11 protein-coding genes are annotated in these 15,825 nt (G+C 69.0%); 5 read left to right on the top strand and 6 right to left on the bottom strand.

What is annotated here, in order from left to right; all coding sequences use genetic code 11:
* Position 1: 1 nt before the first annotated feature.
* From brxD to FHX75_RS24200, 5 genes are all read right to left on the bottom strand, one after another.
* A complete protein-coding gene (brxD, locus tag FHX75_RS24220; protein ID WP_154942608.1) occupies positions 2-1,306 on the bottom strand; it encodes a BREX system ATP-binding protein BrxD in 1,305 nt (434 codons plus the stop codon).
* Positions 1,303-4,020 carry a BREX-2 system phosphatase PglZ gene (gene pglZ / locus FHX75_RS24215; protein WP_154942607.1) on the bottom strand — a complete coding sequence of 906 codons (2,718 nt, stop codon included), beginning with the start codon at positions 4,018-4,020 and terminating at the stop codon, positions 1,303-1,305. The genes brxD and pglZ overlap by 4 nt, the downstream gene beginning before the upstream one ends.
* A 34-nt stretch (positions 4,021-4,054) precedes the next feature.
* Positions 4,055-7,930, bottom strand: a complete 3,876-nt coding sequence (locus FHX75_RS24210) for a BREX-2 system ATPase PglY family protein (RefSeq protein WP_154942606.1) — start codon at positions 7,928-7,930, stop codon at positions 4,055-4,057.
* 118 nt (positions 7,931-8,048) lie between these two features.
* Positions 8,049-8,303 carry a hypothetical protein gene (locus FHX75_RS24205; RefSeq protein ID WP_154942605.1) on the bottom strand — a complete coding sequence of 85 codons (255 nt, stop codon included), beginning with the start codon at positions 8,301-8,303 and terminating at the stop codon, positions 8,049-8,051.
* Entirely contained in the window at positions 8,300-8,611 is a 312-nt protein-coding gene (locus FHX75_RS24200) for a DivIVA domain-containing protein (RefSeq protein WP_154942604.1), read from the bottom strand. The genes FHX75_RS24205 and FHX75_RS24200 overlap by 4 nt, the downstream gene beginning before the upstream one ends.
* Before the next feature lie 276 nt (positions 8,612-8,887).
* Between FHX75_RS24200 and FHX75_RS24195 the strand changes: the two genes are divergently transcribed.
* The 5 genes from FHX75_RS24195 (at position 8,888) to FHX75_RS24175 (ending at position 12,224) form a co-directional block, all read left to right on the top strand.
* Positions 8,888-9,724 (top strand): helix-turn-helix domain-containing protein, encoded by an 837-nt coding sequence (locus FHX75_RS24195; protein ID WP_154942748.1) that lies wholly within the window; start codon positions 8,888-8,890, stop codon positions 9,722-9,724.
* Positions 9,725-9,737: 13 nt separating this feature from the next.
* The gene (locus FHX75_RS24190; RefSeq protein ID WP_154942603.1) at positions 9,738-9,947 is read left to right on the top strand and encodes a DUF397 domain-containing protein; all 210 of its coding nucleotides are present in this window, start codon (positions 9,738-9,740) and stop codon (positions 9,945-9,947) included.
* Between the two features lie 137 nt (positions 9,948-10,084).
* Positions 10,085-11,413, top strand: coding sequence for a hypothetical protein (locus FHX75_RS24185; RefSeq protein ID WP_154942602.1), 1,329 nt, complete (start codon positions 10,085-10,087; stop codon positions 11,411-11,413).
* A gap of 81 nt (positions 11,414-11,494) precedes the next feature.
* Entirely contained in the window at positions 11,495-11,944 is a 450-nt protein-coding gene (locus FHX75_RS24180; protein ID WP_154942601.1) for a hypothetical protein, read from the top strand.
* A gap of 13 nt (positions 11,945-11,957) precedes the next feature.
* Positions 11,958-12,224, top strand: a complete 267-nt coding sequence (locus FHX75_RS24175) for a hypothetical protein (RefSeq protein WP_154942600.1) — start codon at positions 11,958-11,960, stop codon at positions 12,222-12,224.
* A gap of 4 nt (positions 12,225-12,228) precedes the next feature.
* Here FHX75_RS24175 and pglX read toward each other — a convergent pair whose 3' ends face one another.
* The gene (gene pglX, locus FHX75_RS24170; RefSeq protein ID WP_154942599.1) at positions 12,229-15,726 is read right to left on the bottom strand and encodes a BREX-2 system adenine-specific DNA-methyltransferase PglX; all 3,498 of its coding nucleotides are present in this window, start codon (positions 15,724-15,726) and stop codon (positions 12,229-12,231) included.
* Between the last annotated feature and the right edge of the window lie 99 nt (positions 15,727-15,825).

Here is a 15,825-nt window from a genome sequence, read left to right as displayed (position 1 = left end):
GTCAGATCGGCAGTTCGATGTCGTCGGCAGAGGCGGCGGCGTTGCGTTCCACCTCGGTCAACTCGTCCGCCCGCAGGGTCAGCGCATAGTGGCGCCGTGGCTCCCAGTCGGGGAACTGGTCCACCCGGTCGAGGACGTCCGCGACGAGCTTCTTGAGGTACACCCGGGGAGCCACGCCGACCTGGCCGCCGAGCGCACCGGTGACGGCGTGGGCCAGCGTGGCGAGATAGTCGTCATCGACCCGGCTGTCGACGGCGGGGCTGGCGTAGATCTCTCGTACGCGCTTACCGAGTTCCACCAGGGCGTCCACGGTGAAGCCGGGCAGTCGAAGTTGAGCAGCGCGGGGATTGTCCCAGCGCGGGTCGGGGCCGAAGTCGGTGGCGAGCCGTTGGGCGAGCGGCGCCAGGCGCTGGACGCCCTGTGGGCCGTCGAAGAACGCAGGGGTTCCGGTGACCACCAACATGAGTCCGGGGAAGCGGTCAGCGTAGACCTCATCGATGAGCTGCCGGAGGGAGTTGAGCGCCTTGTCCCGCGCGTCGGAGCGCACCCGTTGCAGCGTCTCAACCTCATCGAGCACCAGCAGCAGCCCCCGATGCCCACTGTCGCGCAGCACGGTGAGGAGCCCTTGGAGGAAGCTCAGCGCACCGAAGTGGTCGAGGTCGCCCTTGACCCCGGCAGCCCGGCGGGCCGCAGCGGCCACGTGCGGCTGGCCACCGAGCCAGGCAGCCAGCCCGTCGGCCGTCGGGTGGTCGCCGGTGGCGCTGGCGGCCCGGTAACCGCGCAGTGCCGCAGCGAAGCCCGGCGTGCTGCGGGAAATATCACCCAGCCGGCGCTCCAGCAGGTCGCTGACCGCCCGGTCGAGCGCGGCGGCGTCGTCCTCGGCAACCGCTCCCCCGGCGAGCACGTCCTCCTCGAGCGCGAAGATCCACCCATCGAGTACGGGCCGGAAGGCGCTCGGGGCGAACTGCTCCGTGCTCAGGTGTTCGACCAGCCGCCGGTAGACGGTCTCCATCCGGTGCAGAGGCGTTTCGAGTTCGGAGATCTGCACCTCGGCGGCGGCGAAGCCCCGGCGCTTGGCGCGCTCCGCCAGCCAACGGGTGAAGAAGGTCTTGCCGGCGCCGTACTCGCCCCGGACGGCCTTGAAGACACTGCCGCCACCAGCGACCCGGTCGAGGTCGTCGTCGAGGGCGGTGCTGAACCGGTCCAACCCGACCGCGAGCGCGTCGAGCCCGTTGCTCGGAACGACGCCACGGCGCAGCGCGTCGACGATGTCGCGTCGGCGCCGCGCGGAGATCTCGACGGTCACCTCGGCTCCAACTCGAACTGCTCGATCAGCAACGCCCGATCGAGGTGGACCGTCCGACCGTCGGGGTCGAGGGTGATCACGGGGTAACCCTCGACCTGGAGCAGCCGACGCAGGACGGCAATCGTGCCGGTGATGCGGTGCGCCGGCACCCCGGCCCTGGCGGCAAGGGTATCGAGGGTCGCCCGACCACCGCCGGCGAGCAGGGTGTCGAGCAGCGCGGCCACCCGGTCGTCAGCGAGCGGCATCCGGGGGTCGCGGCGCTGTGCGTACCGGTCGCTGGCGAGCAGCGTGGTCACCAGGTCCGGGGCAGCCGGAGCGGACGGGACGGGCGGCGGAGCCGAAGCCGGCGCGGGCGCCGGCGGTGCCAGGTCGAACAGACCCTCGGCCTGTGGCTCGGCGGGACGTCGGGGGCGACGACGGGCCGCCGGGACAGGGTCGGCCGGTGCCGCAGCGGCCTCGGCCAACGGCTCCCGCCACCAGTCGGGGCTGGCCACCGGAGCACCAGCCCATCCCGGTACCGCCTGGTCGTCTCCGGCGGTCAGCACGAGCAGGGGGATCACCGTCTCCGCCGGTGCGGCGCCACCGTGGTAGCCGGCCTTGCGCGGCCCGTACCGCACCTCCTCCCGCCAGGGCAGGATGACCGCACCGCCGCTGAGGGCCACCCGGCTGCCGGTCACGGCGATCTCGCCGTCTGCCACCGCGCCGGTGCCCGGCCGCCATCGGTTCTCACTGCTGGTGCTGGGCAGGACGAGCGACTCCGGGCCCCGGTCGACGACGTGGCCGTGGTCGGAGACCAGGACGACCACCCGGTCGGCTGCGGACGCCAGCAGGTCGCCGACGGCAGTGACGGTGTCCTCGCCCCAAACGGTGGTGCCCGGGTCACTGCGGTCGAGGGCGTCGTCGATCGTATTGACCACGGCGGCGACCACCGGGGCCGACGGGTCGTCGAGGGCGGCCAACACCTCGGCATCCAGCGCCGAGCCGGCCCCGGCGCGCAGGTCCTTCTTGTGCAGCAGTCGCCCGCCGGGCCACCGCTGCTGGAACGCCTTGGCTTCGGCCTGCTGCGCCCCGGTGGTGATCCATCCGCTCAACAGGCTGCACCGACTCACCTCGGTGACGGTGGGCAGGGCGGCGAGCACGCCGGTCCGGGGTCCGCCGTCGGGGGTGAGTTCCACCCAGGTGCCGCTGCGAGTGACCGACTCGGCCAGCTCCGTGGCCGCCGCGACACTCATCCCGTCGAGCACGAGCAACAGCACGCGGCGGCCGTGGTCGAGGATCGGCTGGACCACCCGGTCGAGCATGTCCTCGACCCGCAGCAGCGCACCGGGCGCGGCCTCCGCCGCAGTCGCGGCGGCGAGCAGGTTGGCGAACTGCTGGTCGTGCCGGGACCGGCGGGCGTCGACCGCGCGGTGCAGCTGCCGGTACGCCTCGGCAACCTGCGGGTCTGGGTCGCCGGCGAAGACGTCGAGCCGGGCCCGGTCGACCCACCCGTCCTGCCGGACCTGCCGGTGCAGCGCGTCGAGCAGGGTGGCCGGGGCCGGTCCGTCGTCGGTGTGCAGCCAGCGCAGCAGGCGTACGGCCATCCGCGCGGTCTCCACCCGGCGCGGCTCGGCGGCCCGGTGCGCCTCGACCCTGGCGAGGGCCGTCTGCGCGTGAGCCACCGCGGTCTGCAGCGCCGTGGCGCCGGCCGGCACGGCGAGCCGTACGGCGTCGGCGAAGGCCCGCAGCCGCTGGACGAATCCGGTGGGCAGCACGGTCGACGCACTGAGCAGCCCGGTGATACCAACTTCGGCGGCGATCGCCTCGGCCCGGCGCAACATCCGCATCGCCTCGGCCCGGCCGTCGTCGCCTGATTCGACCGTCCGGTAGACCCACGCCTCAGTCGCCTGGTGCAGCGCCTCGGCCTGCCCGGCGGTGAGCCGGAGCCCACCGAACCGGGGCTCCAGTCGGGCGCGGCCGACGGCTGCCTCCACCTCGGCGGCACCCCCGCTGCCGGTGGGCCAGAGCAGTCCGGCCAGCAGCCCGAGCGGGATCACGTCCACGCCGTGCCCGGCCCTCACGGCCGCCATAATCGGGACGGCGGCGCGGCCAGCGGTGGTCGTCAGGTATGCCGTGACGCCTTCAGCGACAGCGTCGGACAGCGTGGTGAACCGCAGTTGTCGGCGGGCGTCGACGCTCCATTGCACCAGACCGCTGTCGTCGAGTTCGGCGGCGGACAGGTCGAGCAGCTCGGCGGTGAGGCTGCGCAGTGCGTGATCCCGAGTGAGGATGGCGCCCGGCGGTGCCGGCCAGCCCTCCGGCGGCGCGTAGTCGCTGAGCGCGTTGGCCACCCACCGGCCGACCCGGACCAGAGTCGGGTCGAGGGCGGGCACACCGCCGAACATCTGCCGGACCAGGTCCCAGGGGTCGATCTTGCGAACGGTCTGCTTGCTGACGTGAGCCAGCAGTCCGTCGCCCAGCTCGCCGTCGGTCAGCTCGGTCAGCAGCACCAGACGTTCGCCGTGCGCCCGCTCGTGGAGCGCGGCGCGGGCGGCGAGCGGGGTGGGGCACGCCACCACCCGGACGCGGGTGCCGGCGACGGTGAACACCGGCTCGGCCGGCCACTCGGGGCGGGCCGTCAGTGCGATGGCGTCGGCGGCGTCACCCTCCGCGAGCCAGGCCTCGACCTTGCGGCGGACCGCGTCCGGCTGGGCGGCGCTGACCGGCGCGCTCACGACGTCACCTGAAGGGACGTTCCGCCACGCTCGGTCACCGGATCTCCCAGGTGACCGTGACTCGCCGGCCAGCGGCAACCTCGGCCGCGATCTCGGCGGCGACCTTCTCCCAGGTGGCTTCGTCGGAGACCTCGCGACGTCGCTGGGTGACCACGACCAGGCCGCCACCCTCCCTGATCGAACCCGCCTCGTTTCCACCAGTCGCCGGCGGCGAGCCGGTGCCGCCGTCTTCTGCGCCGGAATCCACGACGGAGTTCGTGGAGCCGGTCCCGATTTCACGGCCAGGGACAGCGCCAATTCCGTCATCCGTCGGCTCGATGGCCGGGCCGACCTGCTGCGGTCCGTGCTGGCCGGGGACCAGCCCGGTGGCGACGCCACCCTCGTGTCCCGTGCCGCCGGTCGGCCGAACGGGCTGGTCGGCGGCGAGCAGCGCCGCCGACGCCGCGACCGCCGTCCGCAGGGCCGGAACGAGTTCCTGCCCGTGCTGTTCACGACGGGCCACGTCGCGAAGCTGCCCGATGATCGCCCGCGCCCGCTCGTCATGACCGGCCCGTGCCGAGATGGCCTCGAGCAGCGGCCACTGGTGGTCCTGGGCCAACTCGCCGCTGAGCTGGCCGGCCTGGCTGAGCAATGCACCGACGCCCTGGTCGTCGATCTCGCCGAGGTCCGCCCGGGCCACCGTCTCGACCAGCACCACGTCGTCCCGCTCGGCGGCCAGCTCGGTGACGAACCGGGCGGCGCGCCGGGCGGTGGCGAGCCGACCCGTCGAGGCCGCGACGTCCAGGCCCAGCACGGCGGCGTGCGCGGTCAGCGCTTCCACCAGCCGGTTGGCGTCCTGCTTCCGGTCACGGGCCGCCTCGCGCAGCTTGCCGGCGAGTTCGCCGAGGTTGGCGGGCGTACGCCAGACCGGCAGCACCCCACCGAAGATCGCCGCGCCCCGGTCGACCGCGTCCGCCCAAGCCTGCTCGTCCGGCATCGGCGGGTGCCGCAGCTCCAGCTCGTCCCGCACGCCGGCGAGCTGGCTGATCTCAACCTTGGCCCCGTGCTGGTACCAGGCGAGCTGCTGGTCCAGCCCGAAGACCATGATGATCAGGTTCTGCAGGTCACGGTCGAACCCGAACGCGGCGGGCTCGTCGATCAGCTTGCGTAGTACGTGGACGGGGAAGTGCTTCGTGTAGCCCTCGTTGGCGGCGGCCTGGAGCAAGTGCTGGCTCCACCGGGAGGTGGAGGTGGTGAGCACGTACCGACCGTCGACCAGCTCGCCAAGGCGGAGGTTGTTGCAGACCCGGCGGAGGGTGCGCTGGTCGGCCGGGTTGGGCACGGTGACGCCGCGGGTGGGTTCGGCGGCGGCCTGCTTGGCGTACTCCAGAATCTTGTTGAGTTCGCCCCGGGTGACGGGCTTCTCGTCATCGGGCATGGCCGGGCGGCCGGGGTAGGACCAGGCGAGGAGTTCGCCGGTGAGGTTGGTGAAGGCGTCGGCGAGGGTGCCGCCGCGAGGGTCGCCGACGTGCAGGCCCTCGGCGAGGGTGTGGAACACCCCGATGGCGTCGTCCTGCACGTCCGACCCCTGCGAGGTGGCCGACCCGTACGCCTGCATGAGGGCGCTGATCAGCGTGCCGCGCAGCTGGGTCTGGCGCTGCTGGAGGTAGACCTTGCCCTGTTGCCGGTCGGCGAGCGGCCAGTCGGCGGCGAGCGAGTTGAGCCGGTCCCCGGTCCCGTTGCCGAGCAGGTAATTGATCTTGGCGAGCTGGGCGACCTTCCCCATCAACTCGTCGGTGAGGTAGAAGGGCAGCCAGAAGACGGTGCGCGAGCCGCGTTCCAGGCTTTCGATCCGGGCCCGGTCGGCGCTGCGCTCGTAGCCCTGCGGGTCGAACGGGTAGTCGATGACGACCCGCCACGCCTCCCCGGTGGCGAGCAGCGCGGCGACCGGCATGGTGTCGGGGTCGCGGACGTTGCCGAACTTGACCTGGACGGTGTGCCGCCGGCCACGCCAGTCGCGGTGGTGCAGCAGCTCACCGAGCTGTCCCTCGGCGCCGGTGATGTTCAGCTCGGCGGTGACCAGTTCGCGGATGAGCTGCTGCCGTACGCCGGTGGTGGTCGCCTCGTCCTCGGGGACCAGGTCGAGCAGCTTGTCGTAGTCGACGGTGTGCAGCTTGAGGCTGACCACCGGGTCGGGGGTCTTGGTCAGGTGCAGCTCGCCGGCGCCGTCGGCGACCCGGTTGAGCCGGTTGAGCACGATCTGCCGCTCGTAGCCGGGGATCGGCGAGGTGATCGAGCCGAAGTTGAGCGCGTGCAGCTTGGCGGCGGTGAGGTTGTGCAGGGCCGGCACCTCGGGCACCAGCGCGCCAAGCAGCACCGTCTTGATCAGCTTGTCGTCGAGCTGGAACTGCTGGTGCCCGGCCGCCTGCTCCTCGGTGATGCCGTTGAGGCTGAGCAGGATCGGCCGCAGCTTCTGCGTGTAGAGGCTCCGGGCGGACTGGAAGAGCTGCTTGAGCTTGGGCCGGTCGGGCAGCTCGCCGTGCAGGACGAGGGGGTCGAAGAGCGCGGCCACCCCGATCAGGTCGTTGACCCGCAGGGTGTCCCGGCGGTCGACGAGCAGCTCGGTCATCACCTTCAGCGCGGTGCGCTCGCGCTGCAACGCCTGGGACAGGGCGACCAGGGTGGCGACCAGCGCCGGGGAGAACGGGTAGAGCTTGCGGAAGGCGGCGGCGTCGGAGCCGATGCCGGCGTCGCCGTACTGGGCACCGAGCAGCAGCGCGTCCCACACTTCGCGATTGCCCCGGACGGCGGCGAAGGCGTTGTCGATGACCGCCCGACCCTCGTCGGTGAGCGGCTTGAGCAGCCGCTTCTCGGTGATCTCGGGCAGGTTGGTGTCGGCGAGGGCGATCTCGCCGAACCGGCCCTGGACGCTGCGCATGACGTGCGCGAGGGCTTCTCGCTCGGTGCCGCCGACCTGCGGGCCGAGGAAGTCCTCCAGGTTGCGCTGCCTGGCGACGAAGGAGATCAGCGGCAGCGGCCGGGTGGCGTCGGCGGACTCGACGAGCTTGTTGAGCTTGGCGCCCTCGGTGTTGACGAAGACGTGGTCGCTGATCTTCGTGGAGAGCCAGAGGATCAGCTCGTCGAGGAAGAGCACCAGCGCGTCGTACCCGAGCGACTTGGCGTGCCGGGTGATCACCGCCAGGCCGGTGTCCAGGTCGAGGTACTCCCCGCTGCGCACCGCGCCGGTGAAGAAGGTGCTGGTCAGCGCGCTGACCAGCCGGTCCCGCTGCTCGGTGCCGGGGGGCGCCGCCGCGGCGGCGGCATACCGATCCGGGGTCCAGCCGTCGGCCTGGGCGCGCAGCGCGGCGAGGGAGAGGCCATTACCGGCCGCAGGGGCGCCACCGCCGTCGCGCAGCGCGGCGAAGAAGGCGTCGTCGCCCATCCGCTTGCGCAGCCGCGCGGCGTCGTCGAGCAGCGCGTCCGACCGGTGTACGGCGGGGACAGGCGCCTCCGGGTGCAGCGCGGTGATCTGGTTGAGGTAGCCCTCCAGGACGGCCTGCTCGACCGAGCGCGCGTCGAGCATGTGGAAGGTGAGGGTGAGCAGCTTGCGGTCGCGCAGCCAGGAATCGGCGGCGAGCACCGGCTCGGCCAGGCCGCGCACCTCGCGGGCCGCCGGGTTGTGGTGGAGGATCTCCCGCAGCACCGCCATGAAGTGCGACTTACCGGAACCGAACGAGCCGTGCAGGAACACCGCCTGGGAGCGGCCGGTGGTGACGGCGTGCCCGATCCGCCGCAGCGCGTCGGCGAAGTTCTCCCGCAGCTGGTCGGTGACCACGTACCGACGTAGGTCGGCACCCTCGGCGGCGCGAACGACGAAGTCGCCGTCCCCGACCGAGGTCGGAATCTCGATCACGTCCCGCAGCAGGGTCATCTCGCTCCTCGCGCCACCACTCCCCGTACCGCCGGCAGCACCGGCGACCCGCCGATCGTAAGGTTTGTAAGGTTCAGGTCCTAGTCCACCCCGTTGCCGCGCGGTGCGTCGTCCCCGCTCAACGCCGCCTCGGCCGCCGGGAACACTCGCCGTCGTGGTCGGGCCAGAGCAGACACCGCACGCCACCCGGCATGTTCTGGTCGCAGAAGACCCAGTGGCGGACGTTCTGGTCGTCCTCGGCCGAGACGGTGGTCCCACCCGGGTCGAGCTGCGGCAGGACGTGCGCCCAATGCGCCACCACCCGGGCGAGGCGCTGCGCGGAGAGCAGATCAACGGCCGCCGCGGGCAGGTGGATGACCCAACGCTCGCTCATCGGTCCCCCCGCTCGCTGCGGGCCCGGGCCTGCTCGGACTGCCAGCGGCGCAGCGCGTCCTTGATCCGGTCGGTCTCCCGGCGGCTCTGCGCGAGCGCGTCGTAGACGGCGGCCAGGTCACTGGCGGCCCGGTCGAGGAACTCCCGCACCTCTCCCGGGTCGAGCCCGCGCCGGCCCAGCGGCGTCGACCGGAACCGTCGCTCACGCACCTGCCAGGGCCGCAGCGGATGGTAGGCAGCCGAGCGGTAGCAGGTCGGCCCGTGGACCGACCGCCGCCGACGCCGCGTACGCCGGAAGAAGAGATGCATGACCGGACCTGCCTCTCACCGTCGAGCTTGACCTGTGGATGGGGTGGGCCCGCCGACCCGCCCCGCACCGACGGACCCACCCCGGCACCTGCCACCGCAGCCTTCGATCAGCGGTACGACGGCAGGGCACCTTGAGCGGCCAGTAGAGCGAGCACCGTTCGTAACTCACACGATTCATGGCCTCACTCATCGTGCAGCGTTGGCGGCAGTTTGCGCAACTCCCGATTCGGAACCGTGCCGTTGCGACCTGTGTCCGGTTACGGCAGACTGACGACCATGACTGGAAGTCCGACCGTCCGACGTCGACGCCTGGCTGCCGCGCTGCGTCGCCTCCGCGAGCAGACCGGGATGACCGCCGACCAGGCCGCCAAGGAGGTGGGCATCTCGAAGTCGGCAATCAGCCGCATCGAGAACGCTCAGGTCTCCGTCATGCCGCCGGTCGCCCGTGGCCTCCTTGAGCTGTACGGCGTCGAGGGCGAAGAGGTAGACGCGCTCGTCCAGGTCGCCCGAGACGCCCGCAAGCGCGGCTGGTGGCAGGCGTATGACGACGTGCTGCCGGACTGGTTCGAGGTCTACGTCGGACTGGAGGCCGAGGCATCGGAGATCCGCGCCTTCGAGCCGCAACTGATCCCCGGACTGCTGCAAACGGCCGACTACGCCCGCGCAGTCATTCGTGCCGAGCACCCGGACGCGCCTGGCGACGAGGTGAACCGGCGGGTGGAGCTGCGGATGCGCCGGCAGAACACCGACACCCCGCCGAAGCTCTGGGTGGTGCTGGACGAGGCGGCCCTACGGCGTCCGGTCGGCGGCGCCGAGGCGTTCCAGGCACAGTTGCGGCGGCTGGCAGAGGAGGCGGACCGACCCGGCCGCACCATTCAGATCCTCACCTTCGACGCGGGAGAGTACGGGTCGATGGGCAGCGCATTCAGCGTGCTGACCTTCCCCGAGCCGGCCGATCCGGGGGTCGTCTACGTCGAAACCCGCGCGGGTAGCCTCTACCTCGAAGGCCAACAGGTCAGGGAGTACAGCCGCGTCTTCGAGCACCTGGTCGCCACTGCGGCCACCACTCGGGAGTCGCGCGACCTGATCCAGGGGGCGATCGACGAGCTATGAGAGGACGGCGCGGGTGGAAGAGGTCAACCAGGCCCCGGTGACCTGGCGTAAGAGCACCCGCAGCAACGGCTCCGGCAACTGCGTAGAGGTCGCCGACAACCTGGCGGGCATGGTCGGGCTGCGCGACAGCAAGGACCCGAACGGCCCGGTGCTGACCTTCACCCCGACGACCTGGACCGCCTTCCTGCACGCCGCCAAGCAAGAAAAAGTCAGCCCCCAGTAATCGACGTCCGTCGGTACCGCCCCTCCACGGAGCGGTGAACGAACTGGCGCTGGGGTTCCTTTCGTGCGGTACGAACGTCTTCCGCATTGGCCTCGTCTGATCTATACGTCGGCTCGCCTCGGTGACAGCATCTGTGGATGGCGTTCTCACCCCTTCAGGGCGGCCAGCCGCCAGCTCTGTCGACACCCGGCACATACGAGGTTGAGTCAACCTGGAAGCTGGCTGACAGCGTCAGCAATGCGGTCCTGCAGAAGACGGGGCGCAGGGTGGACATCCGCCCACTGCCGGAACTAGAGAGCCAGGTCGCCATCCGCAGCGTCCGGCCCTTGGATCTGCTGCTCGGTCTCGGCAAGACGACGAGCGCCCTACCGGGCCTCCATCAGGCTGGTGCTGCTGGGCTGCCTGGGCTCACGGCTCTCCGCACCGCCAGCCGCTGGGCCATCATCCGTTATCTGTGGGCCTTCGCGGAGGCACGTCCCGACCTTCGGCTTTCGGCACTGACGAATCAGGTGCGGAACCATCAGCGCTCTCTCTTCTCGGAGCACTTTGGGATCGCCGTTGCCACGGATCTGGTGGAACAGCTGATACTCACCGAGCCCGCCCAAGTGGTTGACGCAGACGCAGTGAGTTACGACGCCGTCCTCGGTCCTGCAGTTGGCGGTCTGGGATCTCACAAGCCCGACTACTTCTGGTACAACATGCGCCGCGGGAACTTGACGGATGTCGTGGTGCTTGAAGCCAAGGGCAACAGCTCGGGGCGGCGGACGACCATCCTGCAACTGGCCCGTGGCGTGCAACAGGTTCTCGTACCGAAGCCAGTGACCGGTGCCAACATGCGCCGCATCGTGATCGGCGCGTGTGTGGCTGGACGGAGGATCAAAGGATTTGCCTTGGAAGTCGGCGAGCCCGACGAAGAGACTCGTGGCGACATCGCGACGGCGTTCGCGATGGAGGAGGCAGGGGAGAGGCCACGCTTCGGCGATCACGAAGGTTCGGGCTGGATCTCTGCGGAGGCTCTCGCGACTCCCGTCAACCGCGATGAGGTGGTACGTGAGGTTACGGATCTTGACCGAGCCCGTCTCTTCACGTTCGCCGGCTTAGCCCCGGAACCATCAGGGCCCCTGCTACAAGCAGACCGTCAAGCCGCTAACTCCCAGGATGCCGTTGAGTCGGATGTCGTTGATGTCATCGATGTGGACGGCATTTCGTTCCGCTGCGAGAATTCCCTGATCAACCTCGGTGGTCGTTACCTAAGCGTGCGGACGGGCGTAGCCGAAGATTTCCTTTCCGTCGCCGGCGACACTCAGGGCGACTTCGAGCAACGCCGCGCCCTCTACCTGGAGGGCCGACCGGGAAGAACCTCATATGCGTTGAGGCCAGGCCGCTCGCGGACCCGCCCTCAGGAAGCGCTGACGGTTGTCACGTCAGCAGACGGCTGCATGCTTTCGGTGTCGATGCTGAACTGAGGCAAGGGCGAGTCCACCCGCACGTCTGGAAGGGCTCAGTCACCGAGGCGAAGGCCCTCCACGCACTCTGGCCAAGGTCGGATGCGCCGCAGTAGCAACAACCGACAGGACCATCGGGAGGACAAGATACCGACTCATCAGCAGACCCACCAGGCCGGCCGTCATTTGGCCGTCGGCGAGGCCCTGCTCCGCGGCCACCAGGCGAGCCTCGCCGGTGCGCAAACCTTCATCGACGTCGACGGCAGCCGGGCCGCCGTGCTGGTCGCCGGGAAGGGCGCCTGGATGATCGCGGACGTCGACAAGTTCACCGACAGCACCATTGCGGCGTACGTGCTGGTCGACGTCTCGGGGGCGCACCCGCGGTTCTACATCGCGCCCGGCGACGAGCTGCGTCATGACGTGCGGCAGCGTCACCAGCAGTTCATGGACCGGGTGGGGGTCAGGCCACGCAACAGTGAGAGCCTACACACCAAGATCGAGCCGCAAAACGTCGCACGGTGGGAAGACAACTGGTCCGCGTTCGACCGGTAGAACGGATCTGTTGATGCGCGATATCGATGCGGTCTGGGCCACGATCACCCAGCATGCCGGTCAAACCTTCTTGACGGTCAGCGGGCTGCCGTTCCGCTACATCGTCGACGGGGACCGCCTGCTGACGGACCGCACGAGCTACTGGATTCACCGAAGTCAGCTCAAAACAGCGTTGGACCTGTGGCCGGTCGCTGGGCCCGCCGCACTGCACAACGTCGTGCGCGGGCCCAGCTACCTCTTTGCTCTTCTGGCTGACCGACGGATCATGCCGGATTACTAGCGGCTCAAGACAGTTCCGGAACGCCCCGTAGCAAGGTCAGAGCCGACCTGTCCGAGCTGAGCTGCGCCAGCTCTGCATCAATGAAAGCGGTGAAGAACGCAGCGGGCGAGCCGTCCATGTAAGCCGGATCGTCGGCGGTGTGCCACTGGTGCAGCCACGGCTCGATCTCCACCAGCCCGGCCAACAGCGGCAGCAGCCGGTGCGCTGGCCACGCCTCCTGCGTCTTCCGGTCCAGGTAGACGGTGGCCAACGCCTGCGCCTGCGCCAAGTGGTCCCAGCCGGCCCAGCCGAGCAGCTCGCTGCCGTCGCTGTCCCGCCCCGCCTGCGGGTACGAGATGAACCGCTCCTTCGGCACGTCGAGCTTCCCGCGCGCCTTCCAGTACGACGGCCGGGCGAAGTCCGCCGAGGCGTACTTCGGCGGCACCTCGATCTCGACCTTCTCTCCCGCGTCCTCCCGCCGCTGCAACGCCCACGTCCGCTCCCACTGCGCCCGCTTACGCAACCCGGACGGCTTGTACCGCTGCGCCGGCAGATACGGCACATGCTCGTCAGCGAGCAACTGACCCAACGTCCGAGTCAGGTCATAGCTGTCATGCCCGACCCACAGATCCAGCACCGCCCGGAAATCCTGATCGCTGCCAACCCGGTCGGCAAGCTGCGCCACCGACAGCGGCGTCGGCTGCCCGCCCCACAGCTCCGGCACCTCCAACCGATCCAGCAGCCAGTCCCGCAACGCAGCCTTCTCCTGCTCAGCCCAGCCCCATCGCTCCTTGTCCCGCTTTTGAGACCAGCGCCGCTTACACTCCGGCCGCTCAATCATGCTGATGTGCTGATTGGACTTGATCGCGGCGATCCGGCGCTCGACCAGAGACCGGTACTCCGCTGGCCAATGCGGCTGCGGCCGGTCAATCGGCTTTGATTCGTGCCGGTCGAACCATGCTGTCCGCGCGTCGCTGGCGGACAGGACGATCTCGAAGGCTCGCTCCCCCAACATCAGCTCCGGCGGGTTATCACAAGTCAGGTTCTCATCGATCAGCCCGTAGAGCCAGTAGACCTCCCAGTCCAACTCCTCTTGAAGCGCGATCATCCGCGCCCGCACCGAGTGATATTCCGTCTCAGCGTTCGCCAGCCGCTGCCTCGTCGGCACTCCCCCGCCAGCAACCGCCGCCGGGGTAAGGCTGGACAGCCGATGCGCTAGCCCATCCAGCTCGCGCGCACGCCTTAACGGGTAGGCGTCCGGCAGCGGGAACTCTTGCAGCTTCGTTCCGGTGAACTCGTAGCGTTCTTCCCATGCTTCGTCCTGCATCCCCCGGCCGACGCCGCCGCCCGCTTTAGGGTGACTCACCTGCTTCAACCAGAAGCAGGCGGTCGAACTGTTCAGCACCCCGAGCAGCCGCAGGTGCTCGTCCTCCGTCGCCCCCTCCGCCAACTTGATTACCGGCGCCGCATGATTGAAAATCCCACCCCTACGGGCAAGGGTGAAATGGTTATGCGTTGCAAGGAATGGCCACGCAATCAGCAACGACGCAGACAGCCGGGATCGCGACAAGTTTGCATATTCAGGCCAAGCCAGCCCTCGCCGTTCGTTAGTTTTACCAAACATCAAACCTTGCCGCTTACTTGTGCGAGTAGTCCAGAAAGTTCGATCTCCCGACACATCGATTGGCTGGAGGTGGTCATCGTATGGGAAGGCAACTAAAGATTGCGGAACAGCAAACCAATCCCGGATATTGTCACCTACGGTGAATAGCTGCGCGCGCACTTCCCAAGACTGCTTTCGCCTACGTAGGTATAGGGCGTCCTCACCGGTTACGACGCTGAATCCAATCGAGTCGCAAGCACCAGACAGGACGCCATCGCGGCCAGACTGAAGCGCCTCCATCAGCTGGGTTGCGCCGCCCCCACTCAAGCTCCAAGGATACGAGGCAAGTTGACTGCGAGCGAAGTCGCTCACACTCACCCACTCGGACTCCGAGCCAGGATCATCTATTTGTGCCTTGATCGCGAGCCAGACCTTGCCCTGTGCTGGATCGTCCGGCGTGGATGGCTCTCCCTGCACCCCTAGAATGGTGCGGATGGCCCTGCTGTAGCGAGTGCTGACTAAGCGGTTTCGGCCGACCAGAATCACCGTCGGGGTTCCGTGTCCCGGAATATACGCCCCGGAGGTATCAATCACCTCGGTCAGTTCGACCATCCCGGCGAAGTATTCGTTGATGAGTCTCTTGCCGAACTCACGCTTCATGAAGGCGTTGCCGGTGATTTGACCGACGTGACCGGCCCCGTCACCATCGTGGTCACCGCGCTTCCCGAGCTCAAAGAAGCGCTGCGCGAAGGGCACCGTCAGTGCGTACTTTCCCGAGCATGCGCTGTAAAGCTTGCGGTAGCGCCGGCTCCGAACCGGGTCGGCGACAGCGATGTAGGGCGGGTTGCCCACGACCACTGTGTACTGCTGCGGCCTCAGATACTCCTTGAGCAGATCGGCGTCCTCGCTATCAAATGCGAACGTCGGCCGGTCATTCAAAAGCGCCATAATGTCGCCCTGGTCATCGGAAGTGTGCTCCCAGTGCAGCAGCGAATCGCCAGTCGCCACCCGGACCGGGAAGGCCGGGGTTCGCTCCAGCTTGGTCAGTCCGCAGACATTCATCGCGGCGATCAGGAGCCGGAAGCGGGCGATCGCCACCGCGAACGGGTTGATGTCCACCCCGGTCACCTGGCCGAGCGCCCGCTCCGCGAGCACCCTGACGTCGGTCCCCGGCTCCCGGTCCCGCCACTTACCCACCAGCCGACGAAACGCGCCGAGTAGGAAGTGACCGGAGCCGCACGTCGGGTCGATGACGCTGGTGGCGGCGAGGCCGAACTCCTTGACCGCCGGCTCGAAGGTGCGGTCGAGGATGAACTCCTCGACGAACTCCGGCGTCTGCAGCAGCGCGTACGTCTTCCGGGCATGAAGCGACAGGTATTCGTAGAGTTGTCCGAGGTCTCTGGTGTTCAGATCTTCGTGGCGCAGCGACTCCTGGCCGACCCCCCGGCGGAAGAAGTCGCTCAGCTCCTCGGCAGCTGGACCGGAGATATCAAAGCGCCAGACCGGGTTGTGCTGGTCGAAGATCTTGCCGGTTGCCTTCAGCTCGGCGAGGTAGCGGAACGCCTCCTGCAGCCAGTGTCGGTCGTTGTGCCGGGGGTTGGCGATCAGGTATGCCTGCCGGTGCTGGATGGCCCGCTCAGCGGGCGCTTCCGGGTCGGCACCACCGATCCACAGCTTCTCGACGAGCTCGTTGTCCTCGCAGAAGCGGACGAACACGCAGCCGAGCACCCAGGCCACCGCTGCCTGGTCGAGCACGTCCTCCAGCCAGGTCTCGAAGCTCGCGCCGACCCGCTCGGCGGCCTGCGCTTTGGCGTGTTCCTGACGCAGCTCGGCGCGCAGCTCCGACGCCTCTGCCACCTGCTTGCGCAGATCCTCGACCAGGTTCTTGACCTGCGCTTGCAGCGCCTTCAGCTCAATCACCGGCAGATTCTATGACCTAACCTGTCGGCCACCACTACTCCGAATCGTCGTTGGCGTCCCTGCCAAGGCTCCGCCCAGCCGAACCAGTGTAAGCAAGAA

It is taken from the genome of Micromonospora palomenae, assembly GCF_007829925.1.
Classification (GTDB): domain Bacteria; phylum Actinomycetota; class Actinomycetes; order Mycobacteriales; family Micromonosporaceae; genus Micromonospora; species Micromonospora purpureochromogenes.
The sequence above is the reverse complement of the archived record's forward strand: the minus strand, read 5'-3'. Positions and strand labels throughout refer to the sequence as shown.

Bases quoted from the DNA above. Each gene is read 5' to 3' on its own strand.
- FHX75_RS24180 (WP_154942601.1), top strand. From the start codon at position 11,495: ATGCGCCGCAGTAGCAACAACCGACAGGACCATCGGGAGGACAAGATA.
- FHX75_RS24185 (WP_154942602.1), top strand. From the start codon at position 10,085: ATGGCGTTCTCACCCCTTCAGGGCGGCCAGCCGCCAGCTCTGTCGACA.
- FHX75_RS24205 (WP_154942605.1), bottom strand. From the start codon at position 8,303: ATGAGCGAGCGTTGGGTCATCCACCTGCCCGCGGCGGCCGTTGATCTG.
- FHX75_RS24210 (WP_154942606.1), bottom strand. From the start codon at position 7,930: ATGACCCTGCTGCGGGACGTGATCGAGATTCCGACCTCGGTCGGGGAC.
- FHX75_RS24200 (WP_154942604.1), bottom strand. From the start codon at position 8,611: ATGCATCTCTTCTTCCGGCGTACGCGGCGTCGGCGGCGGTCGGTCCAC.
- FHX75_RS24175 (WP_154942600.1), top strand. From the start codon at position 11,958: ATGCGCGATATCGATGCGGTCTGGGCCACGATCACCCAGCATGCCGGT.
- FHX75_RS24195 (WP_154942748.1), top strand. From the start codon at position 8,888: ATGACTGGAAGTCCGACCGTCCGACGTCGACGCCTGGCTGCCGCGCTG.